Annotated in this window: 19 protein-coding genes and 1 riboswitch; of the genes, 15 read left to right on the top strand and 4 right to left on the bottom strand. The window is 38.7% G+C overall.

All coding sequences use genetic code 11. From position 1 onward, the window contains the following. Positions 1-39: 39 nt before the first annotated feature. From G6O73_RS09385 to G6O73_RS09315, 15 genes are all read left to right on the top strand, one after another. Positions 40-1,401 carry a hemolysin family protein gene (locus G6O73_RS09385; RefSeq protein ID WP_057886583.1) on the top strand — a complete coding sequence of 454 codons (1,362 nt, stop codon included), beginning with the start codon at positions 40-42 and terminating at the stop codon, positions 1,399-1,401. 70 nt (positions 1,402-1,471) lie between these two features. Next, positions 1,472-2,263: a glutamate 5-kinase gene (gene proB, locus G6O73_RS09380; protein ID WP_057886584.1), complete on the top strand. Its 792-nt coding sequence runs from the start codon at positions 1,472-1,474 to the stop codon at positions 2,261-2,263. Positions 2,264-2,280: 17 nt separating this feature from the next. Beyond that, a complete protein-coding gene (locus tag G6O73_RS09375) occupies positions 2,281-3,528 on the top strand; it encodes a glutamate-5-semialdehyde dehydrogenase (protein WP_057886585.1) in 1,248 nt (415 codons plus the stop codon). Between the two features lie 72 nt (positions 3,529-3,600). After that, on the top strand, positions 3,601-4,590 hold the full coding sequence (locus tag G6O73_RS09370; protein WP_057886586.1) for a ribose-phosphate diphosphokinase: 990 nt from the start codon (positions 3,601-3,603) through the stop codon (positions 4,588-4,590). A gap of 20 nt (positions 4,591-4,610) precedes the next feature. Further along, positions 4,611-5,270 (top strand): carbonic anhydrase family protein, encoded by a 660-nt coding sequence (locus tag G6O73_RS09365; protein WP_057886587.1) that lies wholly within the window; start codon positions 4,611-4,613, stop codon positions 5,268-5,270. Between the two features lie 24 nt (positions 5,271-5,294). Continuing rightward, complete coding sequence (locus G6O73_RS09360; RefSeq protein WP_057886588.1) at positions 5,295-6,611, top strand: C1 family peptidase; 1,317 nt, start codon at positions 5,295-5,297, stop codon at positions 6,609-6,611. A gap of 137 nt (positions 6,612-6,748) precedes the next feature. Beyond that, entirely contained in the window at positions 6,749-10,375 is a 3,627-nt protein-coding gene (locus tag G6O73_RS09355) for a PD-(D/E)XK nuclease family protein (RefSeq protein ID WP_057886589.1), read from the top strand. Continuing rightward, positions 10,359-14,093 carry a helicase-exonuclease AddAB subunit AddA gene (addA, locus tag G6O73_RS09350; protein ID WP_057886590.1) on the top strand — a complete coding sequence of 1,245 codons (3,735 nt, stop codon included), beginning with the start codon at positions 10,359-10,361 and terminating at the stop codon, positions 14,091-14,093. Before G6O73_RS09355 ends, addA begins: the two co-directional genes overlap by 17 nt. 76 nt (positions 14,094-14,169) lie before the next feature. Next, a complete protein-coding gene (locus G6O73_RS09345; protein ID WP_057886591.1) occupies positions 14,170-14,583 on the top strand; it encodes a helix-turn-helix domain-containing protein in 414 nt (137 codons plus the stop codon). A 35-nt stretch (positions 14,584-14,618) separates the two neighbouring features. Continuing rightward, positions 14,619-15,350 carry a TerC family protein gene (locus G6O73_RS09340; protein WP_057886592.1) on the top strand — a complete coding sequence of 244 codons (732 nt, stop codon included), beginning with the start codon at positions 14,619-14,621 and terminating at the stop codon, positions 15,348-15,350. Then, a complete protein-coding gene (locus G6O73_RS09335) occupies positions 15,350-16,189 on the top strand; it encodes a Cof-type HAD-IIB family hydrolase (RefSeq protein ID WP_235805094.1) in 840 nt (279 codons plus the stop codon). The genes G6O73_RS09340 and G6O73_RS09335 overlap by 1 nt, the downstream gene beginning before the upstream one ends. Before the next feature lie 76 nt (positions 16,190-16,265). Next, positions 16,266-17,255, top strand: coding sequence for an aldo/keto reductase (locus tag G6O73_RS09330; RefSeq protein ID WP_057886593.1), 990 nt, complete (start codon positions 16,266-16,268; stop codon positions 17,253-17,255). A 113-nt stretch (positions 17,256-17,368) separates the two neighbouring features. Beyond that, positions 17,369-17,416: riboswitch (PreQ1 riboswitch) on the top strand. A gap of 6 nt (positions 17,417-17,422) precedes the next feature. Beyond that, positions 17,423-17,914, top strand: a complete 492-nt coding sequence (locus G6O73_RS09325) for a QueT transporter family protein (protein WP_057886594.1) — start codon at positions 17,423-17,425, stop codon at positions 17,912-17,914. An 8-nt stretch (positions 17,915-17,922) separates the two neighbouring features. Continuing rightward, positions 17,923-18,150: a DUF2829 domain-containing protein gene (locus G6O73_RS09320; RefSeq protein ID WP_057886595.1), complete on the top strand. Its 228-nt coding sequence runs from the start codon at positions 17,923-17,925 to the stop codon at positions 18,148-18,150. Beyond that, positions 18,147-18,908 (top strand): 3-oxoacyl-ACP reductase, encoded by a 762-nt coding sequence (locus G6O73_RS09315; RefSeq protein ID WP_057886596.1) that lies wholly within the window; start codon positions 18,147-18,149, stop codon positions 18,906-18,908. The genes G6O73_RS09320 and G6O73_RS09315 overlap by 4 nt, the downstream gene beginning before the upstream one ends. A 45-nt stretch (positions 18,909-18,953) precedes the next feature. Here G6O73_RS09315 and G6O73_RS09310 read toward each other — a convergent pair whose 3' ends face one another. The 4 genes from G6O73_RS09310 to G6O73_RS09295 form a co-directional block, all read right to left on the bottom strand. Then, positions 18,954-19,346, bottom strand: coding sequence for a VOC family protein (locus G6O73_RS09310; protein ID WP_057886597.1), 393 nt, complete (start codon positions 19,344-19,346; stop codon positions 18,954-18,956). Between the two features lie 21 nt (positions 19,347-19,367). Then, positions 19,368-20,684: an MATE family efflux transporter gene (locus G6O73_RS09305; protein ID WP_057886598.1), complete on the bottom strand. Its 1,317-nt coding sequence runs from the start codon at positions 20,682-20,684 to the stop codon at positions 19,368-19,370. 101 nt (positions 20,685-20,785) lie between these two features. Further along, complete coding sequence (locus tag G6O73_RS09300; RefSeq protein WP_057886599.1) at positions 20,786-21,691, bottom strand: proline-specific peptidase family protein; 906 nt, start codon at positions 21,689-21,691, stop codon at positions 20,786-20,788. Between the two features lie 53 nt (positions 21,692-21,744). Then, a complete protein-coding gene (locus G6O73_RS09295; protein ID WP_057886600.1) occupies positions 21,745-24,177 on the bottom strand; it encodes a Xaa-Pro dipeptidyl-peptidase in 2,433 nt (810 codons plus the stop codon). Positions 24,178-24,230: the final 53 nt, after the last annotated feature.

The raw sequence follows: 24,230 nt of genomic DNA, 5'->3' as shown, positions 1-24,230 counted from the left end.
ATGATATCAATGTAAATTTATTGAAATGGGGAATGAATTTTGACGGATGGTCAGCTAGTAGCTAATCTGATTATTATCCTAATTGTCTTTTTTATGGCAGCCTTTTTTGTGGCAGCTGAGTTTGCACTGGTTCAAACACGTAAAAGTGCTTTAGAAAGCGTGCTTGAATCCGGTAAGGGTAACCGCAAAAAATTATTGCGCTCCTTAAAGATGGTTCAGAATTTAAATGAGTATCTTTCAACAACTCAGGTTGGGGTAACCTTAGCTGGAATTATCATGGGTTGGATTGGTGAGGAAACGATTGAATTATTAATCGTTGATGCACTGAAGATTACACCAATTGACAGCAGTTCATTGCATATTGCTGGGGCAGTTTTAGGGATTTTGCTGTTGACTTATTTAGAAGTTGTTTTAACAGAAATTGTTCCGAAAAACTTAAGTATCGATAAACCAATGAAGATGATGATGGCGGTTGTTAATCCGCTGCATTATTTCCACATTCTTTTTTATCCATTTGTTTGGCTGTTAAATATTTCAGCGGGTGGAATTATCCACTTAATGGGACTTAGACCGGCTGATGAAAGTGATGATGTTTTATCGCAAGCAGAAATTTTACGTTTATCACGAAATGCTGTTAGTGGCGGTGAACTTGATAAAAATGATTTATTGTATATGCAGCGAGCCTTTGATTTCAATGACAAAATTGCCAAAGATATTATGGTTGATCGAACAAGCTTGGAAGTTGTTGATATCACTGATACCGTTAAAACGGTGATTAATAATTATTTGCGCAAGGGCCTCAGTCGCTTCCCAGTAGTTGCTAATAACGATAAGGACAAGATTTTAGGTTATGTTTATATTTATGATTTGATTCGCCAAGCGCAAGTTGATGATACAATTCGTGTCAGCAAATTACTACGAACGATTATTACTGTTCCTGAAGTAACACCGATTCAGGGTTTGTTGCAGCAGATGATCAGCAAAAAGACGCCGATTGTTGTTGTTTTAGATGAATATGGCGGTACTAGCGGGATTGTGACCGATAAAGATATTTATGAGGAACTTTTTGGGGTTGTTAAAGACGAAATTGATGATGTTTCTAGTGAATATATTATCAAAAACGCAGCAGGATCTTACCGTGTTTCTGGAAAAACAACATTATATGATTTTGAACGCTTTTTCCGAACAAAAAATCGCGACTTTGATCAATCAGATAGTGTTACGATTGCTGGCTATTTGTTAGAAAACTATAAGGTTAAATTAAACGATGTGATTACGATTGGACAGTTTGATTTGAAAATTGTTGAATTTAATCGTAATTATATTGACTGGTTGGAAGTTACCCGCCATTCAGAAGAAAAGCCCAACTCACCTTCAACACCGATTTCGGTTGAAAAATAAATCGTTGAGCTTTACTAATTTGACTGCTAAAATCTACTTAATTAATAATATAGAAAGAGTGAAGTAATCTATGCGTGAGCTGGCAGCAACAAGAATTGTCGTTAAAATTGGCACCAGCACTTTGATTCACCCGAATGGTAAACTTAATTTAATCGCAATTGATCAGTTATGTTATACATTGAGTGGATTGGTTAACGAGGGAAAGCAAGTAGTTTTGGTATCTTCAGGAGCTATCGGAGCGGGGCTGGGACAGCTGGGAATGACCCAAAGACCAGCTGCAATTCCAGAACAGCAAGCAATTGCCGCAATTGGTCAAACGGAATTAATGACTGTTTATCAGCAAAGATTTTCTATGTATGGTCAAAAGATTGGGCAAATTCTTTTAACGCATGATGTCGTCGATTTCCCGACTAGCCGAGAAAATGTTTTAAATACATTTGAAAGCTTATTGAAAGCCGGAGTAATTCCAATTGTCAATGAAAATGATACTGTGGCAGTTGATGAACTTGATCATCATACCCGTTTTGGTGACAATGATCAGCTGTCAGCTTTAGTTGCTACGGCAATCAAAGCTGATTTGCTGGTTATGTTGTCAGATATTGAGGGATTCTATGATAAAAATCCCCGAAAATTTACGGATGCTACTTTAATCAAACAAGTCAAACGAATTGACGAACAGTTATTTCAACATGCTGGTGGTAGTGGAACGCGGTTGGGAACCGGAGGAATGACAACTAAGCTTAAGGCTGCACAAATGATGCTGCAAGCCGGCAGTTCAATGATTTTAGCTAGTGGTAAAAATCCGTCAATAATTTTTAAACTAATTGCTGGCGAAGAAGTTGGAACTCTTTTTCAAGGATAACTAAGGAGGAGCTGCAAGTGATAAGTGAATTAGAACAGATTGGTCAACAAGCTCAACAAGCTGCTTTTGTGTTAGGTCAATTAGCAACAACGGTTAAAAATCAGGCTTTGTTGGCAATGGCTCAAGCTTTGCGAACAAATCAAGCTGCGATTCTAGCTGCTAATCAGCAGGACTTGCAATTGGCAGATAAACTCCCAGCAAAATTCATTGATCGTTTGCGATTAACAAGCGAAAGAATTAACCAAATGGCTCAAGGAATGGAACAGGTTGCTAATTTACCGGACCCAATTGGAGTAGTGGAACGCGGTTGGGTTAACCATGCTGGATTGCAGATTGTTCAACAGCATGTACCGCTAGGTGTAATTGGTATTATTTATGAGGCTCGTCCTAATGTTACGGCTGATGCAGCGGCACTTTGTTTTAAATCTGGGAATGCAGTTATTTTGCGTGGCGGTAAGGAAGCTCTTAAAACTAATTTACAGGTTGGAGCCGTAATGCAACAAGCGTTATCAAAGCTGAATTTACCTGCAAATGCGATTCAAGTGATCAGTGATCCTGCTCATGAAACAGCCAATCAATTAATGCAGCTGACGGATTATGTGGATGTTTTGATTCCCCGGGGAAGCTCGCGCTTAATTCAAGCAGTTGTTCAGCACGCAACGGTACCGGTGATTGAAACTGGAGCAGGGAATTGCCATGTCTATGTTGACCAGTCAGCAGATTTTGCAATGGCTGAAAGAATTATTTTAAACGCTAAGTGTCAACGGCCATCGGTTTGTAATGCAATGGAAAAATTATTAGTTCATGAAAAAATTGCGGCTGATTTTCTGCCAGAATTGGCGGCTAAATTAACGACAGCAGGTGTTGAAATCCGTGGCGATCAAGCTGTTCAACAGATATTAGGTGCGGCCGTAGTTCCAGCTACAATGGCTGATTGGAAAACTGAATATAATGATTTAATTTTAGCAGTTAAAGTTGTTCCATCGATGGAAACAGCAATTGAGCATATTAACCAATATGGCACGAAACATTCGGAAACGATAATTACGCAAAATTATGAAAATAGTGAGCGCTTTTTGTCACTGGTTGATGCAGCAGCTGTTTACGTAAATGCATCATCGCGGTTTACAGACGGTTTTGAATATGGTTTTGGGGCAGAAATTGGAATTTCGACTCAAAAATTACATGCTCGTGGGCCAATGGGGTTGCCTGAATTAACAACGACGAAGTATTTAGTCCGTGGTAATGGACAGATTCGTAAGTAATTTCGCCGAAAGGATAGAATTTGCTTGGTTAGTTAGTTATAATTAATTAAAATACTACTTTTGGAGGCAATTATGAGCAACAAACAGACTGGAGCAGCTCTGAAATTATTTTCGTTGAATTCAAATCCTGCGTTAGCAGAAAAAATTGCAGCTGAACTGGGACAACCATTAAGTCAGGTGTCAGTGAAACATTTTAGTGATGGTGAAATTCAGATTAATATCAATGAAAGCATTCGTGGAGCTGATGTATTTGTCATTCAATCAATTTCAGATCCCGTCAATGAAAATTTCATGGAATTGATGATAATGATTGATGCTTTGCGCCGATCAAGTGCTGGGACGATTAATATCGTTTTGCCATACTATGGGTATGCCCGAGCAGATCGCAAGGCGCGTCCACGCGAACCGATTACTGCTAAGCTAATTGCTAATTTCTTACAATTAGCTGGCGCAGATCGAATTGTTACAATGGATTTACATGCTGGACAATTACAAGGATTTTTCAATATTCCAGTGGACCACTTGTTAGCTATTTTTGTCCAAGCGCGTTATTTTATTTCACGGGGAATTCAAAATGACGTTGTGGTAGTAGCTCCGGATCATAATGGTGTTAAAGCCGCTCGAAATTTGGCAACACTTTTGAAAGCACCGATTGCGATTGTTGATAAGCGAGATGAAGAGGTAGCCGGCAACCATGATCGTGCAATTCAAGATGAAGCAGCTACAATTATTGGTGATGTTGCTGGTCGGCGGTGTATTGTTTTTGATGATTTAATTGATACCGGCAGCAAACTCACGGTGGCAGCTAAGTCGCTTAAAGCAGCTGGGGCCACTGAAATCTACGCCTGCGCGACACATCCAATTTTGTCGGATGGAGCTGCTGCTCGATTACAAAAATCGGATTATACTGAAATTGTTGCAACTGATACAATTATGGTACCAAACGATAAGCAATTTAAGAAATTGAAAATTTTGTCCGTTTCTCAAACCTTTGCAAAGGCAATTGATTTAATTTACCATAATCAATCAGTTGATTCACTGTTTAGCAAACATGAAATTTAATTAATTTTGGAGGTGATATGATGTTAGACTATCAAAACCAAAAAAAATGGAATTCAGAGCTTGATCCTTGGCAATCACCAATCAAACTTGATCTTAAAATGGCTGAACAAGTTAAACTTGCAGCTCAACCACTTCAAGCGGAAACATCATATCAGTTTACTTCAATTGAGCATCGCGGAAATAATTTACAATTTAATGGTTCAGGGAGGATCCGCCTGCTAGGTCGGTCCTTTATTTTTAAACAATTACATTTTCATTTTCCAGCTGAACATTATTTAAATGAACACCAATTCCCTTGTGAATGGCATTTTGTTCATCAAGACGCAATTGGGCACTTAGCTGTCATTGCTTTTACAGTTAAAATCGGTGATGAAATGTTAAGTTTAAACCCATTTTATCAAGCTTTTAATTTAGCTGAAGGGCAAAAAACGAACTTTTTTGCTGAACTTGATCTAGCAACGATGCTTGCTGGACAAAAAGAAGGGTTTTATAATTACTTGGGTTCTTTGACAACTCCACCATTAACACGTGGTGTTGAATGGTGGGTGGCAACTACACCTCTTTCAGCCACCTCTGAGCAGCTGGAGCGATTAGCACAATTATTTTCCTCAGCTAATGCGCGTGATTGTCAGCCTTTATTGAAACGACCAATTAAACTTTATGCTGCTCAAAAACATTAATTTGATACAAAAGGGGATAGCTCAATGACAAAAGATATTACAACAGCTGATTTAGAAAAGTTTCATCAATTATTTGAAAAGCAACCGGTACAACAAGTAATTGCACGGGCAGTACAAAATAATGGTGTAGCAGCAGCAAGTGAAAACATTGCAGCTAAAAGCCAATTAGATCGAGTATTCTCCATTGAACTACCAATCGGGAAAGTTACTAATCAGAAAAAAAGTGGTCGTTGTTGGCTTTTTTCAACGTTGAATACGATGCGACATCAGTTTGCTCAAAAGTATCATTGCAAGGATTTTGAGCTATCACAAAATTATAATGCTTTTTATGACCGTTTAGAAAAAGCCAATCAATTTTTCGAAAGAGTTTTGGCAACGGCGGATCAATCATTGGATGAGCGGCAAACGGCCGATTTATTTGCAGCTCCAGACAGTGATGGCGGTCAGTGGGCGAATGCAGCGGCATTAATTACCAAGTATGGTGTTGTTCCACAAGCTGTGATGCCAGAAACATATAATAGCAGTAAGACCGACGAAATGAATGAAGTTTTGCAGCTGAAACTGCGCAAGGACGGCTTGGAGTTACGAAAAGCTGCTGCCGCTGGCAAAAACTCCGCTGAGTTAAAACAATTAAAATTAAATAGTTTAGCGGAAATTTATCGAATCCTGGTTTATGCTTTTGGTGAACCACCGCGTCAGTTTGACTTTGCTTATCGAGATGATGATAAAAAGTATCATACGGTAGGTCAATTAACTCCGCAACAGTTTTTGACTAAATACTTTACCTGGGATTTTAATCAATATGTTTGTTTAACTAATGCGCCCGACCACGAGTTAAATCAAGTTTATGGGTTACCTAGCCAAGACTACATTTTTAATGGTAAAAAAAATACTTTTGTTAACACAACCATAAGTGCTTTAAAAGCAGCAGCAATTGCTCAGCTGCAGGCCGGTGAAACTGTTTGGTTTGGTAATGATGTTTTAAAGGATCTGGATCGGCAGCAAGGAATTTTGGCGCCAGAATTTTTTGCTAAATCCGAGTTATTTGGAGTTGATTTGCAGTTAACCAAAGCTGATCGACTGCAAAGTCATGAAGCTGGTGTTTCGCATGCAATGACTTTGGTCGGAGTAGACTTAGTTGACAATCAGCCGCGTAAGTGGAAAGTCGAAAATAGCTGGGGAGAAAAAATTGGTGATCAAGGTTATTTCGTGATGAGCGATCAGTGGTTTGATGATTATGTTTATGAAGTAATTGTTAAGAAAGATTATTTACATGCTAATGAAAAAGCTTTGTTAAATCAACCGGTTAAGAATCTTGCGCCATGGGATTCATTAGCCTAAAAAATATAAATTTTTGTAATTAACGGGATGCGATTATAAATCGAAAGCATGCCGTTTTTTTGTAATCAGTGAATCTTTAATCTAGTTGGAATAATGCTAAAATGAAATTATGAGTTTCGTTTAAGGAGATGGGAAAAGTGGGAGTTAAGTTTATTTTAGGGAAAGCCTCAGCTGATCATCAACAAGCATTGATTAGTCAATTAGCACAAAAAAGGCAGTATCAACCAACTGATAAGTTTTTTTATTTAGTTCCGAACCATATTAAATTTGCTGCTGAGGTCAAAGTATTGCGCGGTCTGCGCTCATTTGAAAAAATTAGTGGCTTGTTTGCAGAACAAACAGTTCAGGTTTTTTCTTTCACACGCTTGGCTTGGTATTTTCTCAAGGACACACCTGTCTATCAAATTCCTCGACTTTCAAGTGCTGGGATCAATATGTTAGTAGCGGCCATTTTACAGGATCATCAAGCTGATTTGACGATTTTTAGAGGAGAGCACGCTCAAATCGGCTTTATTACGCAACTTAGTCAGCAGTTGACGGAACTTCAACAAAATGGACTTTCGGCTGCTGATTTGACCGAATTAGCTCAGAATGTGAACTTTTCAGCCAGCTTACAAGCTAAGATGCATGACTTAGCAGTTATTTATCAATACTTTATTCAACAAACACAACAACAATTTCTGGGTAGTGAGGGATTATTACCGATTTTACAGGAACAACTAGCCAAGGAAGATTTAACTCACAGTCATTTTTACATTACTGGTTTTTCACAATTTAATCAGCAGGAACTGGCTTTAGTAAAAGCACTTTGTTCTCAAGCTGCTGAAGTAGTGATTTCCTTAGTGACTGATGTTGCTGGTATTGCTGGTCGTTCGTTGCCAGCCAAACAATTAGCGGCTTTACCGCTTGATTTCCCATCACCAAATGATTTATTTTACCGCTCTGAACGACTGTATTTTCATTTAGCTAATTACCTGCATAGCAAACACATTAAGTTTGAGGTGGAAGACTTAACTCAGACGACTTGGCAACGGGTTACCGATCCATTGCTGTGTCAATTAGAAACAGCTTGGATTAGGCAATCACGATTGGAACCCGTAAAGCCAACAACAGCACCGACTTCGGACCATTTGCAATTAGTTGCAGCAACCGATCGCCAAGCAGAGATTCGAGAAGTTGCCGGTCAGATTAAACACTATGTTCAGCAAGAAAACCTTCATTATCGTGATTTTGTAGTGATGACACGTCATTTAGACTTGTATCGCAATATCATTGAACCAATTTTTCGTCAGTATCAAATTCCATGTTTTGTTGACCTGCAACATGAGATGAGTTCACACCCATTAGTAGAGTTACTAAGCGCTTTATTTGATGTACATGACAATTTTTACCGTTATGATGATTTGATGAGGTTATTAAAAACAGAATTACTGTTGCCACAAACGTCCACAGGGCAAGCTATGGATCTAAGCGAATTTCGTCAGTGCTTGGATTTGACTGAGAATCTGTTATTGCAAACGGGAATGACGGGTAAAAATTGGTTACAGCAGAAGGATTGGACTTTTTATCGTTTTGATGCTAATGATCAGCAGCGGGTTATTACGACACGAGAAGAAAAGCAAACCCAACAAGTTAATCTAATCCGGCATTTCATCAAAGAAACTTTACCACCATTCTTCAAAAAATTTGAGCAAGCTAAAACTGGAAAAGCAGCTGCTCAGTTATTATGCCGATTTTTATTGAACAATGGAGTTGGACGCCAGTTGTTAGTTTGGCGTGATCAGGCCCTAGCTGCTGGTGATTTAACAGCCGCCAGTCGACCAGAAGAAACGTGGAATACTTTTGTCCATTTGCTTGATGAGTATGTTTTAGTGTTGGGAGAACGGCCATTTGATCCAGCAAGTTTCAAAGAATTGTTATTAAGCGGCTTTGCGGGCGCACAATATAGCCAAGTACCATCAACCCTTGATCAAGTTACTATCACTGAAACCGGGATGGCACAACTAAATCAAAGTCAGACAGTTTTTGTAATTGGGGCAACTAGTGCAGTTATGCCAGATCATGTAGTTCGCCCTAATTTGTTGTCAGATAGCGATCGATTACAATTAGGAGACAGTTTGCCTGAAGATCAGCTTGATTTAGCCGAAACTAGTGATGTCCAGCTGGCCGGTGAGAATTATTTAGCTTACTTGGCCTTTTTAGCACCAGCAACTCGGTTAGTATTGTCTTTTCCGGAACAAGGAACTGATGGTGAAAAATTAGCAATTTCACCCTATGTTAAACAAATTAAACAGTTATTCTCCCTGAAAGCCCAGCATGTCGGTCAAGAACCAGAGGCGGATATTACGCTTACTGAATTTCAACGACATTTTTCTGGAGCTAAACGACCAGTTGTGACGCAATTACTAAACCTGGCACGTAAAAATGGACGCCAGTTACCAGCGGCATTTGTTTCACTAGCTGCGTGGTTAAAACGGGATGTACAGGTTGGTGATTTGGCGAACCGAGTTTTTGCTAGTTTAAATTATCGCAATCAACCAGAAAAACTACAGCCAGACTTAGTTGAAAAGTTATATGGCAAAACTATCAATACTTCTATTTCAAAATTGGAAGAATTTTATGCTAACCAGTATGCTTATTTTTTGAAATATGGTTTAAAGTTGAAAGAAAGGGATGTTTTTGCATTATCTCCGGCCAATACTGGTGAGTTTTTCCATGCAGTGCTTGATCAGCTGCATCGACGATTAATGGCGGAGCAAAGAGACTTGACGCAAATCTCGGCAACTGAGTTAACCGCATATTTGAATGAGATTATTCCGCAGCAGTTGGCTCGACCACAATTCCAAATTTTGCATAGTTCGGCTCGGATGGATTATCTTAGTCGTCAGTTAGCAGCAACGATTCAACAAGTCAGTTGGACAATTCACCAACAATTACAGCATTCACAGGCTCGGCCATACAAAACTGAGGTTCTTTTTGGACAAGTTGGCAGTCGGGAGGGGTTGCGCCCACTGGAATTTGCTTTGCCACAAAACCATCAAGTTAAGGTTCGAGGCAAGATAGATCGAATTGATTTATTGGAAAATAGTGATCAAACGTATTTGGGGATTGTTGATTACAAATCGAGTTTGCATAAATTTAACTATCGCGATGCGTATTACGGAATGTCATTGCAAATGTTGACTTATTTATCAGCTTTGATTAAGAATTTTGATTTGTTGGTGCCGGGACGTCAGGCTAAACCGGCTGGAGCAGTTTACTTGCATCTGCAAAATCCTAAATTGGAATTAAAAGTTGTTAATCAAAATTCATTTGAAAAAGCTTGGTTGCAAAAAAACAAATATGACGGGTTATTATTAGCTGACCCACAACTATTAGAACTTCTTGATGGAGATTTGACGGCTGATCAAAGTGGCGTTTCGTTGGTTTATCCATTCCGACGGAAAAAAGCCGGTGACTATTCTTCAACTGGTCGAACGGATCCACAATTGATTACACCAGAACAATTAGATTTATTGCTCTGGCAAAATGAGCAATTAATTAAAAAAGCTGCAGCCACAATTTTTGCTGGAGATTTGGCGATTGACCCTGCTTTATGGCCCGATCAGCGGTCAGCCTTGCAGTATTCACCGTTTAAAGCGATTATGCAATTTGATGCAATGTTGCCAGAAAATAATTATCATCGCCTGCCTTTAATGTCAGCTAAAGAGGTTTTAGCGGCTATTCAAATTGAAAGGAGCCAAAACAATGGCACAAAAGCTTAATTATACTCCAGCACAGCAGGCAGCAATTCATGCGCGTGGTAGCAATGTTTTGGTGGCAGCTTCAGCTGGTTCAGGTAAAACCCGGGTTCTAGTTGAACGTGTGTTGTATTTGCTACAGCAAAAAGTCGGAATTGATCAAATGCTGGTGGTGACGTTTACTAAAGCGGCTGCTAGTGAAATGCGGGAAAGAATACAGTTATCATTACAGCAAACAATTAATCAAACAAATGAACGGCAAGAGAAAAGTTGGTTGATGCAGCAGCTGCTACATTTGAATACGGCGGCAATCAGTACAATCGATGCTTTTTGTTTACGGATAGTCCAACAATATTATTATGTTATTCAACTTGATCCCGTTTTTCGTCAATTAACTGATCAAACTGAGCGTCAGCTACTGGCAGAAGATGTCTGGAATGAGGTTCGAGAAACTAAGTACCAAGAGGCATCACCTTTATTTGAATTGTTGGTTCAAAGCTTTTCCAATGATCGCAGTGATGATGGCTTAACGGCTGTAGTAATGAAAGTTTTTGAGTTTGCAAATGCACGGCCGAATCCGCAAAAATGGTTGCAGCAATTAAACCATGGCTATCAGTGGCCAGTGGCGTCAGCATTTGTTGATAGTGATTTTTATCAAACTCAATTAAAACCATTACTGCATGATCAGTTAGCCGAACTTCAAGCACAAATTAGGTTGTTGGAGCAGCAGGCTGATGCTCAAGAATTAACTGGATTAGCAACTGCTTTGGCCAAGGATCAGCAACAGCTAAGAGATCTGCAATCTTTACTAACATCAGCGAGTTGGGATCAAATACAAACAGCTTTCAATCTTTTTAAGTTGACCCGGCCTAAAGCTAGCAAAATTTTGCCAGAACAAAAAGCAGCTAAACAACAATTGATGGATCAACGGAAACAATTGAAGCTTCAATTTGAAAAGTTAACAGAACGTTTTTTTACAGCGGACGAACAACAATTGCGGAAAATTAATGATCAAAGCAGTCAGCTGGTTGGAGAACTGTCACAAACGGTGCAATCTTTCATGCAGGCTTTTACTAACGAAAAACGGCGGCGACACTTACTGGATTTTAGCGATGTTGAACATTTGGCGTTGCAGATTTTAGGTAACCAGACAAAAGCAGGGCAGCAGGTTAGAGCTAGTTTGCAAGAACAATTTCAAGAAGTTTTAGTAGATGAATATCAAGATACTAATCAATTACAAGAAGCTATTTTACAGCAGCTGACACAACCAGATCCAGGAAATTTATTTATGGTTGGTGATGTTAAACAATCAATTTATGGTTTTCGGCAAGCAGATCCGACAATGTTTTTGCAAAAATATCAAACCTTTGCTCAATCAGATAGTCCAGGACAACGAATTCTATTGGCAGAAAACTTTCGTTCGGCGGCCAACATTGATGACTTCATCAACTTATTATTTGCTCAGTTAATGGATCCAAAAATTGGCGGAATTGCTTATGATCAAGCGGCTCAGTTAAAATTTGGAGCAAATTATTATCCTGAATTACCACAAGATGAAGTCGAAATTGATTTGTTTAATGCAGCGGATCAAACAAAGCAGCAAGAAAAAGCCGTTGATAATTCCGGGCCAGAGCCCTATCAGACTGATTTCTCAGTTGACAGCAAAACACAAGGTGAAATTCGTCTGGTTGGTCGACGAATTAAGAAATTGTTGCATTCACAACAAATTTATGATCGACAAACAAAAAAAATGCGATTGGTTGAACCGCAAGATATCGCTTTACTAGTTCCAACCCGTAATAACAATTTATTGATCATGGATGAATTTCAACAGTTAGAAATCCCAGTAATTATCAAAGATGCACAAAATTATTTTCAAACGGTTGAAATTCAGATTATGTTGTCATTTTTACAAATTATTGATAATCCAGTCCAAGATATTCCATTAGTTAGTGTTTTGCGCTCACCAATTGTCGGATTGAAAGAAAATGAATTAGCATATTTAAGAATTACTGATCGAACGGGAGATTATTATGCAGCAGTTAAAAAATTTCAACAACAAGGACCAGGTCAAGGGGCTACTGAATTTGTACTGCAGCTTTATCGCAAAATTACTAATTTTTTGCAACTACTCCAGCATTTACGAACCTTTTCACGACGAGCAGAAATTGCTGACTTGATTTGGGAGATTTATGATCGAACCGGTTTTTTGGACTATGTTGGTGGAATGCCTGGTGGCGCTCAGCGACAAGCTAATTTGCATGCCTTGTATGAGCGTGCCAGTGCTTATGAAAAAATGAGTTATAAAGGTTTATTTCAATTTATTCGTTTTGTTCAACGGATGCAAGAACAGCAGCACGATTTGGCAGCTGCAACGGCTCAGACAACTCCGAATGCAGTTCAAGTGATGACAATTCATAGTAGCAAAGGACTGGAATTCCCAGTGGTTTTCTTAGTGAATGCGACGCACCAGATCAATCAACAGGATCTGCGACAAAACTATTTGCTTGATTCGACTGGTGGAATTGGGATAACCTGGTTTGATCCGCAGCAAAGAGTTAAAACGGCCACCTTAACTAAAGTTTTGCTGCAGGATCGAGCTCAAAAAAAGTTAGCGGCTGAGCAGATGCGTTTATTATACGTAGCTTTAACCCGTGCTGAACAGAAACTAATAATCACCGGGTCATACTCGAGCCGTGATGAAGCACTTAAGCAGTGGGCAACAGCTGAACAAAGCCAGCAACTGCTGCTGCCGGATAGTTTACGTCAAAGAACTAAAAGTTTTATGGATTGGATTGGAGCTGGCCTATTTCGCCATCCGGCTGTTAGTAAAATTTTTGAGCAGCAGTCAGCTAGTTTGACGAAACTAGAGGAATTTGGAGCTCGTTTTCAATTTAACTGGTATTCAGCAGCTGATTCTCCAGTAGTTACACCGCCGGATAAATTACTTCAAGCAAAGCAGCCGTCCAAAACAGCTGCTACACAAATGACGGCTATTCAAGCTGAATTAGAATATCAATATCCTAATCAGGTGCTGACGTCAACGACAGCCTATCAATCGGTTTCTGAAATTAAACGATTGTTCAATGATCCCGATGAAGCAGAGTTGGACTTTATGGTTTCGCCACAGCAGCCGACACCACCAGCTCGGGCGCGGCGACTGGTTTCAGCAGATTTGAACTTGCCACAATTTATGGAGCAAAACCAAACGATCAAACCAACTCAATTAGGAACCGCGGTTCACTTAGTATTACAAAAAGTGTCGTTAGAGGTGGCACCAACAAAAACATCATTGGTAAAATTAGTGCAGTCTTTAGTTAATGCGGGAATGCTAACTGATAAAATAGCTGCTCAAATTGATTTAACAGCTATTTTGAATTTTTTTGCCAGTTCACTAGGCCAAAAAATTTTGACTCATCCACAACAGGTTCAACGAGAAGTACCCTTTTCTTTATTATTGCCAGCAGAAAAACTTTTCCCAGAATTAGCCACTACGACTGAAGATATCTTGGTTCATGGAATTATTGATGGTTTTTTAGTTACAGACCAAGCCGTTTATTTATTTGATTACAAAACTGATTACCTGCAACCAACTGATGCTGCCAAGGAACAGCAAATCATCGAGCGCTATCGTGGTCAATTAAATCTTTATGCCCAGGCGTTGACAAAAATTTTACAACGGTCAGTTGTTCATAAATATTTATATTTACTGAGGATTGGAAAATTGGTAGAAGTTAAATGATTTTTTAGGAAAAGATGGCATTTTAAATAGCTATCTTTATTCGGAATAGTGTATCCTTAAAAGGAGGGGCCAATTGATGTTTCCAGATAGATTAAAAGCTTTGCGCAAGGGACGTAACTTGACATTGAACCAGTTAGCTGAGGAGTTGAATCAACTTCCGAGTGTGATCAAAGATAAGTCAAATACTGGACCACAGATTGGTAGTTGGGAACGGGGAATTAATACTCCATCTTATCTTGAAGTTTTGAAACTAGCTAGCTTTTTTGGAGTTTCAATGGATTTTCTAGTAGGCCGCAGCTATCAAGAATTGGATTTAGCTGATGTCTTTGCGATGAATACGCAGCTAACTTTAGAAGGGCAACAGCTAACTTTTTCCGAAAGACAAGCAGTTTATGGCTTAATAAAAAGTTATTTACGTGGTCGTCACCCGCAAAAAGCAACGACTTTATCTAGTGAGCAGAGTGAGTTAACTTTGCCACTTGACCATTAGGCATTAAGTGATTTAGATTCGAGAGGAGATTATGATTGGAAGTTATTACAAAGTTATATGGGCCATTTTTTGATTTGGAAAACTGGAAAACAGTAGTTGAATCTGGTTCAGATTGGATGATTATTTTATCACTAGTACTGATCGAATGTTTGCTGTCCGTTGATAATGCAATTGTATTAGCAGCGCAAACTCAGGTTTTGCCGACAAAAAAGGAACAGGAAAAGTCACTTTTTTATGGGTTATGGGGTGCTTATGTTTTTCGCTTGCTAATTATTGGGTTGGGGACCTACCTGATTAATTTTTGGGAAATAAAAGTTTTAGGTGCTGGCTACTTATTATATTTATCAATTAGTCACTTTTATCATCGATTAAATCCGCAAAAACCCAAGGATAGTAAACAAGCTAAGGCAAAGAAACGTTGGATTCCACTTTTTTGGTCAGTCGTAATTTCGATCGAGATGATGGATATTGTTTTTTCAATTGACTCAGTACTTGCTTCACTTGCAATTTCAACTAATCCAGTGATTGTTTTAATTGGTGGAATGATTGGAATCTTATGCATGAGAGGAATTGCTGAAATAATCATGCGCTTAATGAAGCTAATTCCAGAATTAGAGGTTATGGCCTATGCCTTAATTGGGTTAATTGCAGTGAAATTGTTCTTATCCATTCCAATGATTGATATTGAGATTCCAGCGGCAGCATTTGCTGCGATTGTTTTTGGAGCAATTATTGTTACGGTGGTAATTAACCGCATACGACATTAATGAAAGGATTAGATAAAGTTATGGCTTATAAAATGGTAGTTTGTGATTTGGATGAGACCTTGTTAAATGATCAAAAGCAGATTCCAGCTGCAAACGTTGCAGCAATTAAAGCAGCAGTCGCTCAAGGAATTTACTTTGTACCTAATACAGGTCGTAGTTATCTAACAGTCCAAGATAACTTGCAAACTCTTGGATTAGAGCAACACAAGAATGAATATGTAATTTCTTATAATGGGGGAGCAATTGTCGAAAATTTCCATAATCAAATTCTGCAAACTCGTGCAATGCCATTTTCGGTAGTTGAAAACTTATTTGAATTGGGAGCTGCTAAGGGATATTGCATTCATGTTTATACAGTTAATCAATTATATATTTGGAATATTTCTGCAAACGAAATTGATTATTTGACTGGCCGGGTAAATTCTTGGCATGAGTCAAATGAACCCAATTTGGATTTTTTACGCGGACAGGAATTGATTAAAATTATTTTTTTTGTACCACAAGAAGCTGATCGTTTAGCTTTAAGACAACAAGTTGCAGCAACTTACGATTACCCTTTGAATATCTCCTTTTCATCTGATCGTTATATTGAATTTAATTCGGTTGAAGCTGATAAAGGGCAAGCGGCTATTGCTTTGGGCAGACGTTTAGAAATAAAACCCGCTGAAATTATTGCAATTGGCGACAACAGTAATGATCTTCCAATGATTCGCCAAGTGGGACTGGGAGTTAGTGTAGCAAATGGTCGGCAATTTGTTAAGGAGGTGGCAGATTATATTACTACCACTAATAACAATCAGGGGGCAGTTGCGGAAGTTTTACAAAAATTTGTTCTGTAATTATGTAAGCGTTCAACCTGTCAAAAAGACCAAACCATGCTATGCTTAAATTAGATTGTTGAAGGGAGTCGAGAAAATGTATCTTGCAGCAACAGATCGATATGAACAGTTACCAATTCGTCAAGTGGGGAAAACCGGGCTTAGATTGCCAGCTGTTTCACTTGGATTATGGCATAATTTTGATAGTGCAAGTCCCTATTACCAGCGAAAACAGCTACTATTAGCAGCTCTTGATCGGGGAGTCTTTAGTTTCGACTGTGCCGATCGTTATGGTTCACCTGAAGTAGGTTCAGCAGAAAAACTTCTGGGAGAGGTTTTGCAGCATGAATTTAAACCTTATCGAGATGAGTTGGTTATTACAACTAAGACAGGTTTCCGAACCTATCCGGGACCATATGGTTATTCTTTATCACGTAAGTCAATTTTACAGGCAATTGACCATAGCTTGGAACGGTTAAAGACGGACTATGTTGACATTTATTATGCTCATCGCTTTGATCCAACCGTTGACTTATTTGAAACTGCCCAAGCTTTAGATCAAGTTGTTCGCTCAGGTAAGGCATTATATATTGGTGTTTCAAATTTTGATGCGCAGCAGACAGCTAAAATTGCTGCCATGTTCCGTGATTTAAAAACACCGTTTGTAGTTAATCAGGTTTCATATAATATGTTGAACCAATCAGTTGAACAAGATGATTTGTTGGATAAAATGCAGCAATTGGGGGCAGGTTTAGTAGCTTATGGTCCATTAGCGGAGGGCTTGTTATCAGATCGTTACTTAAGTGGAATTCCGGCTGATTTTGCAATCCATCGGACCAGTAATCATGTTTTTGATCAAGGGAAAGCAGTAGTTACTACTAAACTGCAGGCTTTAAACAAATTGGCTCAGAAACGGGAACAAAGTTTGTCACAAATGGCATTAGCCTGGCTTTTACGAAATCAAGTTGTTAGCAGTGTAATTATTGGCACTACCAGCATTGAACATTTGGATGAAAATTTACAGGCTCTTGAGCATGCAGACTTTACGGCTACGGAGCTAGAGCAGATTCAAAAGATCCTTAATTAAGCAAATAAATCTTATTAGATACGCCAATATTGTATTGAGCGTATTTTTTTTGCATGCGGTCACTGCTTTAATTTGATAAGGGAGTTTGCTATAATTTTCAATGGTACAATTAGTGCTTGGTGGTTCGTAAACATCCCACCGTAATAAAAAACTAGGAGGAAATTCAAATGCAGTCATCACATCAACATTTAGTTAGTCTGATTAAGGCTAGCTTGATTGCAGCATTATACGTTGTTTTAACTTTAGCTTTGGCGCCTTTAAGTTATGGCCCGGTTCAATTTCGCTTATCAGAGACGTTGAATAATTTAGCCGTGTTTAATAAACGGTACATCTGGGGCCTGACACTTGGTTGTGTAATTGCAAACCTTTGGTCAAGTTTAGGACCGATGGATGTAATTTTTGGTTCATTAGGTACGCTAGTGATGACCGCTATCAGCCATTATTTGAGTCGCTTAGTCCAGCTTAAGTGGCAAAAATTAACGATTGCCGTTGTTGTTTGTACCTTATCAACTTGGAGTGTGGCACTGGAGCTTAATTTAATTAGTCATGTGCCTTTTTGGGCGACTTATCTTAGTGTCGCAATTGGTGAGTTAGGCTCAATGGTTTTAGGCGCAGTTGTTATTGGAATTATTAGTTTGAAAATTGATTTAACAAAGTAGGTGAGTTTATGAAATTCGAACAGGCATTGCCATTATTAAGACAAGGTAAAAAATTAATTCGGCAAAGCTGGCAAAGTGGGGAGAAATATATTTTTTTAGTTGATCAGCCAAAGCATGCCGGTCAAGCCGTTAATCCGTATTTTTTAATTAAAACAGCTGAAATACCTGCTTTGTCAATGTTTCAACCGACAAGTTGTGATTTGTTGGCGGAAGATTGGCTTGAGGTTGAAGGATGATAGTCAATTACCCGGAGTTTAATGGGACGACAATTGTTATTACTGGAGCGGCTTCTGGAATTGGAGCAGCGCAAACAGCAGCTTTTTTAAATCAAGGTGCGATTGTTTGGGCGCTTGATATTCAGGAGAACCAAACAATTCAGCAATTTAATCGAAAATTTCCTGATAATTTTCATTTTTTACAAACAGATATCAGTCAGCAAGCAGCTTTGAAGTTAGCAGTTACCAAGATTATGGCTGCAGATTCGATTGATGTTTTGCTAAATACAGCGGGCATTTTAGACGCCTATCGCCCGACATTGGAAACCAGTGAGCAATCATGGGATCGGGTAATGAATACTAATCTAAAGAGTATGTTCTTGCTGACCAACGGATTGTTGCCAAGAATGTTGCAGCAAAAGCATGGCGTAATAGTAAATATGGCTTCAATTGCCGGTTTAGTAGCTGGCGGCGGCGGTGCGGCTTATACAGCGGCTAAACATGGAATTATCGGCTATACTAAGCAATTAGACTATGACTATGCACCATTGGGAATTCGTGCTAATTGTTTGGCACCTGGAGCAATTGATACACCGATGAATCAAGCGGATTTTGCTGGAGATGGTAAAATGGCTCAACAAGTAGCTGAGCAAACACCAGCCAGACGTTGGGCGCAACCAACTGAAGTTGCGAGTGCAACGCTATTTTTGGCCAGTCAGCAAGCCGATTTTATTCATGGGACAGTTTTACCGGTTGATGGTGGTTGGATTGAAAAATAAAGAATACTATTATATCAGCATATGTTGGTATAATAGTATTTTTATTTACTTATTTTGATAACTTGCAATTTCAATTATATTTTGATCGCAGTCATGAATATAAACAGCGGTCAATGGACCTTCCGAACCGACTTTTTTAATTGGGCCAGCAATAATTGGAACATAGTAGCTTTCCAAGTGATTGCAGACATCGCTCAGTTTATCACCGGTAACGATTGAAAAAGCAGCGCTACTAACTGTTGGTGTCGCAGCAGCTGGCTGTTGCGGTTGGCTAGTAGTTTGAAATTCTAATAACTGGTGACCACAGCGAACACAGTGTGGTTCAGTTTCATCTTTGAAATTAATAATAGGCATATCAAAAACTTCATGATAAAAACGAATTGCCCGGGCAACATCGTTTACGGTCAAAACTAAATGGTCGACACGTTTAATTTTCACAATAAAACTTCCTTTCAGACATTAATTTAATGGTGGGTTTTTCAAAAAACGCCAAGCAAAATAACTTCCCAATAAAAGAACCATTGCTTCAGTGATAACCGTGCTGAGCCAAACCCCAGTTAAGCCACCCCATAACCCTAATAAATAAATTGCAGGTAATAAGATAATATAGCCCCGATTGATGGACAAAAATAAAGCATAGCGTGGTTGATTAATAGCTATAAGAAACATCATCAAACATAAGTTACTGCCGGAAAAAAAGCTACTGATAAAGTAGAGTGGAATCCCAGCGGCGGCATATTTAATTAAGTCAGGCTGATGTTCAATGTTAAAGATATTAATAATCGGATATTTAAAGAAAACCAAAATAATATAGCTGATAACTGCTAGCATTAGACAAACTAAGATACCTTCTTGCAGAACCATTTTAATGTTTTTCCAAACATGATTACCGAATTCGCGAGCCATTAGAGGTTGGATTCCTAGGGATACCCCATTAAAAAGTGCTAAAACAACTAGGGCGGTATTAGCAATAACCCCGTATGCTGCAATTGCATAGGTTCCAGCAATCCTTTCAAGCACCAAATTAAACATCAATATTCCGATGCCGGTACTCATTTCCGTTAAAAATGAAGCAAAACCTAGTTTGGTAGCCTGTAGAATTGAATGCCATTGCGGCCAAGTGAATTTCAATTGTAGTTGGCGTAAAGGAAATTTGCGGTGGCGTGTTAAAATGACTAAGCTGACTAATGGTGAAAATAATGTTGCCCAAGCAGCCCCGTTCATTCCCCAATTAAAAACAAAGACAAATAAATAATCTAGGCCAATCACTGTAGAAGTCTCTGCTAAAGTAGCCAGCATTGTTAAATGAGGATTACCATCATTTCGTACAAAATTAACGGTGATGTAGTTAGCGATAAAGAGGCAAGCTCCTAAGGAAACTATTTTCAAATAGCTGCTAGCTAAACCAATAGTTTGCTGATTAGCACCTAGTAACATTAGTAAGGGCCGAGTTGCTAAATTGCCGATTAAACTGAAAATAACTCCAACAAGGATTCCAAAAATCAACAATTGTCCATAAAGTGTAGCAATTTTAGAGCGAGCATGAATCTTATTGATGGAGAAAATAGTTGAGCCACCAATTCCCAATAACAAACCGATCGAGCTAATAAAGTTAAATACCGGAAGCACAATATTCAGAGCAGCTAAACCGTCAGCTCCTGCAGCAATTGCAATAAATAGTGTATCGATAATTACGTACAAAGAAATTCCAAGTGATGCAGCAATATTGCGGGCAATGTAGCTGCTGCTTTCACGTAAAAGAGCTGCTTTTTGCATTCAGTTGCCCCCTTTCAAAGTCAGAATGCCAGCATTTTTCCATGCTAAAAGCGGTGAGCCAAAATGACACCACCGCTTTAAACCAACCAGACTGATTTTAATTAATCATTAAAATTATTATTTTCGACATCACTTAAGAATTCTTCTAAATGAGCAAAGTAGACTGGAGCATTATCAATCATATGATGATGCCCGCCATTTGGTGTGGTTTTCAAACGTGCATGCGGAATGGTAGCAGCCATCCGCTTGGCAGTTGGAATTGGCATCGTTTCATGCTCACCAAAAGTGATTAGAGTTGGTACTGAGATATTGTGGATATCTTTGCGGCGATCCCAGCCCTTTAATTTGCCAGTTACAACAAATTCATTGTCGCCTTGGAAATAATTGTAGACGGGAGTTGCCATTGTTTCGGTTAAGTGAGAAATTGCCGGTGGTTGTTTGCGGTCAACATAGCCGCGGTTTAAAATGTCAATTAAGTTTTGGTAACGATCGTTATCGTAGTTATTATCGGCTTCGCATTGTTTCATAAACGCTAAATCTTCGGCTGAAAATTCTTTTTCACGAATTGCATTGATATTAACTACATATTCTTCAATATTGTCGGTCATACTGGAGATAATAATCCCCTTGAGGTGTTCCGGATATTTTAAAGCATATTCTTGGGTTAATGCGCCACCCCAAGATTGTCCTAATAGATAAAATTGATCTAAGCCTAGCTTTTGTCGCACTTCTTCAACTTCATCAACAAAGTATTCCAAGTTTAAATATTTATCAACATTTTCTTGTTTTGAAAAGTCAGGTTGATCTGAATACCATGAACCCAATTGATCGTACATAGACACTTGGACGCCTAAATCAGCTAATTTACTAGCAAAATTTTCATAGTATTCATGGTTGCCACCAGGCCCGCCATGCAAACAAAGCAATTTGATATCACCTTGACCGCTGGTATGAGTCCATAGATGATAGCCATTATCTAATGTAATAATTGTTGTTCCCTGTTTCATATTAAACTTCACCCATTTCTTAATTTACTAATATCATAACACTTTCGGCAGATTTAAGAAAAGGCGTTCTCAAACTGGCAACCCGGTAAATTTAAATGGCAGTTTTCAAGTTCAAAGGAGTATTCAAGATTTTGATTTCCCTGAACTGTCATTCCAAAGTCGGTTGCATAAATAATCAGGCCAAGTTGGTGTCCAGCTGGCAATTGATAAAACATTGGTTGTAATTCGGTTGTTAAAGAATAATAGGTATTGGGGTTCAGTTCATCAACTTGCCATGGATGCTGCCGATTTTGCAGATTAAGATGTCCTTTAGTAATCATTTTCCAAGGACTAGGTTGAGCATCTAGTTTGAAGTCAACTGCATTTTCTTCTTGCCAATTATAACCAAGCTGAATCCCACGAAAACTTAAGACACTTGGTGATTCTTGCAGTCGCCGAGCAACACCATAATCGACTAACATCAAACTTAATAAACCACAGTTTTGGTTAACAGCAACTTTGAGAGTAACTTGCGGAACTCCACGTAAACTGATTTTATGGTTTGAAGGTTTAGTTTTGAAAAGCAAACGATGGTTTTCTAATGGTGAACCATTTGTAAGCAAATCATGCTGCCAACTAGTTAAATTATGTTGATATTTTTCAAATTTTTCTGGTGAAAGTTGATCATTAAAATGTGCTTTGGAAGTTGAAACTTTGCCAACTTTTAACTCGTTAGGGGCTAAATTCAAAGTTGGCAGTGCTTGGTTTGATGATTGCCAGCGATTGGTTGTCAGCCATTTTTCAGGAGTAATATTATCTTGAACAAGGACCGATGGTAGAACCTGCTCAGCTTGATTATTTAATCCATATAATTCGTGAGATAGCCAAAGATTCATCATGTCAGTAAAATCCAGCGAACGCAAGTTGTTAATATAAATATGTTGACCCTGATGCAGAATTAATTTTTTTTGAATTGGTAAAGCTTGTAATTTTTGCCAAGTATTGTAGACATTACGCAATTTAACATTCCAATCATTTAAGCCGTGGACTAAGATAACATCAGCCTTAATATGTTGCATATCTTTCAGATAATTTCGTTGATCCCAGAAATAGTTATAATTGCCGCTGTTACGATCTTGACCTATAGTAATTGCTGCTAATTGTTGTTGAGCAGTTTCTTTAATTTTTAGGTAGTCACCACCAGTTTGCTTGCGGCTAAAGCATTCTTGCGCTAAAACATCAGCATCTTCACCGGGAAAACCACCAGGAGCAACAACTAGACCATGGTCACGATAGTAATCATACCAATTAGAAATAGCTGCTTCAGCTATGATGGTTTTCAACCCAGTTACTCCAGTAGTAGCGACGGCAGTTGCCAAGGTTCCTAAGTATGATTTACCAGTCATTGCAACAGCACCATTTGACCACCAGGCAGTAATTGCTTGAGTTGAATTGCGGCTAACGAAGGCTGGGCGGTCTCCGGTCAACCATTCGATGACATTTTTAGCAGCTATTGTTTCAGCAATTGAGCCACAGGTCCGCAGGCCGTCAGAGTCTTTAGTACCAATCCCAGCAGAATAAACGACGGCAAAACCACGTGCTAGAAAGTAATCATTTAACCGATAAGAAAATTCACCAGTAAAGGTTTCTTGAGCAGACTTAGTGGTATCAGAAATTTCCCGGGAAATAGGTGCAACATTTGTGGTGGACTTTGCGCCGTCATCACTAGTTAAATCCTCAATTCCGGTTTGCTTATGTTGCAATGGAACACTCATCTTGTGCATTAATTTTTCAGCGTCAGCTTCATTTGTTCCTTGGTTGTAAGGACTAGCGGTAAATAAAACCGGAACCTTCAAAGCATTAGCAGTTTCTGCTGGACGAATTAGATCAACTTTTACTAAATCAAGTTTTCCATCTAAATCGGTATCAAGTTCGGTCTCAACATAAACTGTTTCTCGTTGCAATTTAGTTGTGTCAAAGATTGGTTGGGCTTTTCCATTGAAAAATAAGGGCCGAGTAACTGGCTGTTTCCAGTTGGCAAAATAACCATCGCCCGCTAATCGATCTAACAACAGTTGTCCTTGTTTATTTTGAGTGTTCAACAAATCATACCAAGCACTAATAACGGATGAACAATCAGTAATTTGTTTTTGGCAAGGTAATTGCGTCTTTTCGCAAAATTCTAGTGGGTTGTTTAAGCTGAAATCTGTATCCGCAATAAAATCAAGCAGCTGTAATGCCACATTATAAAAAGCAGTGCTGGTTATGGGATGATTTTTTGTGAAATCTAGTAGAGTTTCAGTTTCAGTTGCAGCTAAACTAGCTAATTTAGTCGTTTGAACGGCAGCTGTTTTAGCTTGCGGGAAAGCTTTAACAACAAGTTCTCGCCATAATTGTATTGGATCAGTTAAGCTTAATGATGACTGATTAAGAAAATTAATTTGTTTTAATTCAGCAATTTTGGTTTTAAGATTGGGTTTTAAACGTGCAAATTGATTATTTTTCATTTTTACCTCCACAAGAATTATTTGTTCCTAATTATAGCAAAAAAACAGAGCGG

Source organism: Liquorilactobacillus nagelii DSM 13675 (assembly GCF_019444005.1).
Taxonomy (GTDB): domain Bacteria; phylum Bacillota; class Bacilli; order Lactobacillales; family Lactobacillaceae; genus Liquorilactobacillus; species Liquorilactobacillus nagelii.
This window is presented reverse-complemented; position numbering and strand designations above follow the sequence as displayed.

Coding starts and splice junctions, on each gene's coding strand:
- proB (WP_057886584.1), top strand. CDS start 1,472: ATGCGTGAGCTGGCAGCAACAAGAATTGTCGTTAAAATTGGCACCAGC.
- G6O73_RS09370 (WP_057886586.1), top strand. CDS start 3,601: ATGAGCAACAAACAGACTGGAGCAGCTCTGAAATTATTTTCGTTGAAT.
- G6O73_RS09365 (WP_057886587.1), top strand. CDS start 4,611: ATGTTAGACTATCAAAACCAAAAAAAATGGAATTCAGAGCTTGATCCT.
- G6O73_RS09360 (WP_057886588.1), top strand. CDS start 5,295: ATGACAAAAGATATTACAACAGCTGATTTAGAAAAGTTTCATCAATTA.
- addA (WP_057886590.1), top strand. CDS start 10,359: ATGGCACAAAAGCTTAATTATACTCCAGCACAGCAGGCAGCAATTCAT.
- G6O73_RS09345 (WP_057886591.1), top strand. CDS start 14,170: ATGTTTCCAGATAGATTAAAAGCTTTGCGCAAGGGACGTAACTTGACA.
- G6O73_RS09335 (WP_235805094.1), top strand. CDS start 15,350: ATGAAAGGATTAGATAAAGTTATGGCTTATAAAATGGTAGTTTGTGAT.
- G6O73_RS09330 (WP_057886593.1), top strand. CDS start 16,266: ATGTATCTTGCAGCAACAGATCGATATGAACAGTTACCAATTCGTCAA.
- G6O73_RS09325 (WP_057886594.1), top strand. CDS start 17,423: ATGCAGTCATCACATCAACATTTAGTTAGTCTGATTAAGGCTAGCTTG.
- G6O73_RS09320 (WP_057886595.1), top strand. CDS start 17,923: ATGAAATTCGAACAGGCATTGCCATTATTAAGACAAGGTAAAAAATTA.
- G6O73_RS09315 (WP_057886596.1), top strand. CDS start 18,147: ATGATAGTCAATTACCCGGAGTTTAATGGGACGACAATTGTTATTACT.
- G6O73_RS09305 (WP_057886598.1), bottom strand. CDS start 20,684: ATGCAAAAAGCAGCTCTTTTACGTGAAAGCAGCAGCTACATTGCCCGC.
- G6O73_RS09300 (WP_057886599.1), bottom strand. CDS start 21,691: ATGAAACAGGGAACAACAATTATTACATTAGATAATGGCTATCATCTA.
- G6O73_RS09295 (WP_057886600.1), bottom strand. CDS start 24,177: ATGAAAAATAATCAATTTGCACGTTTAAAACCCAATCTTAAAACCAAA.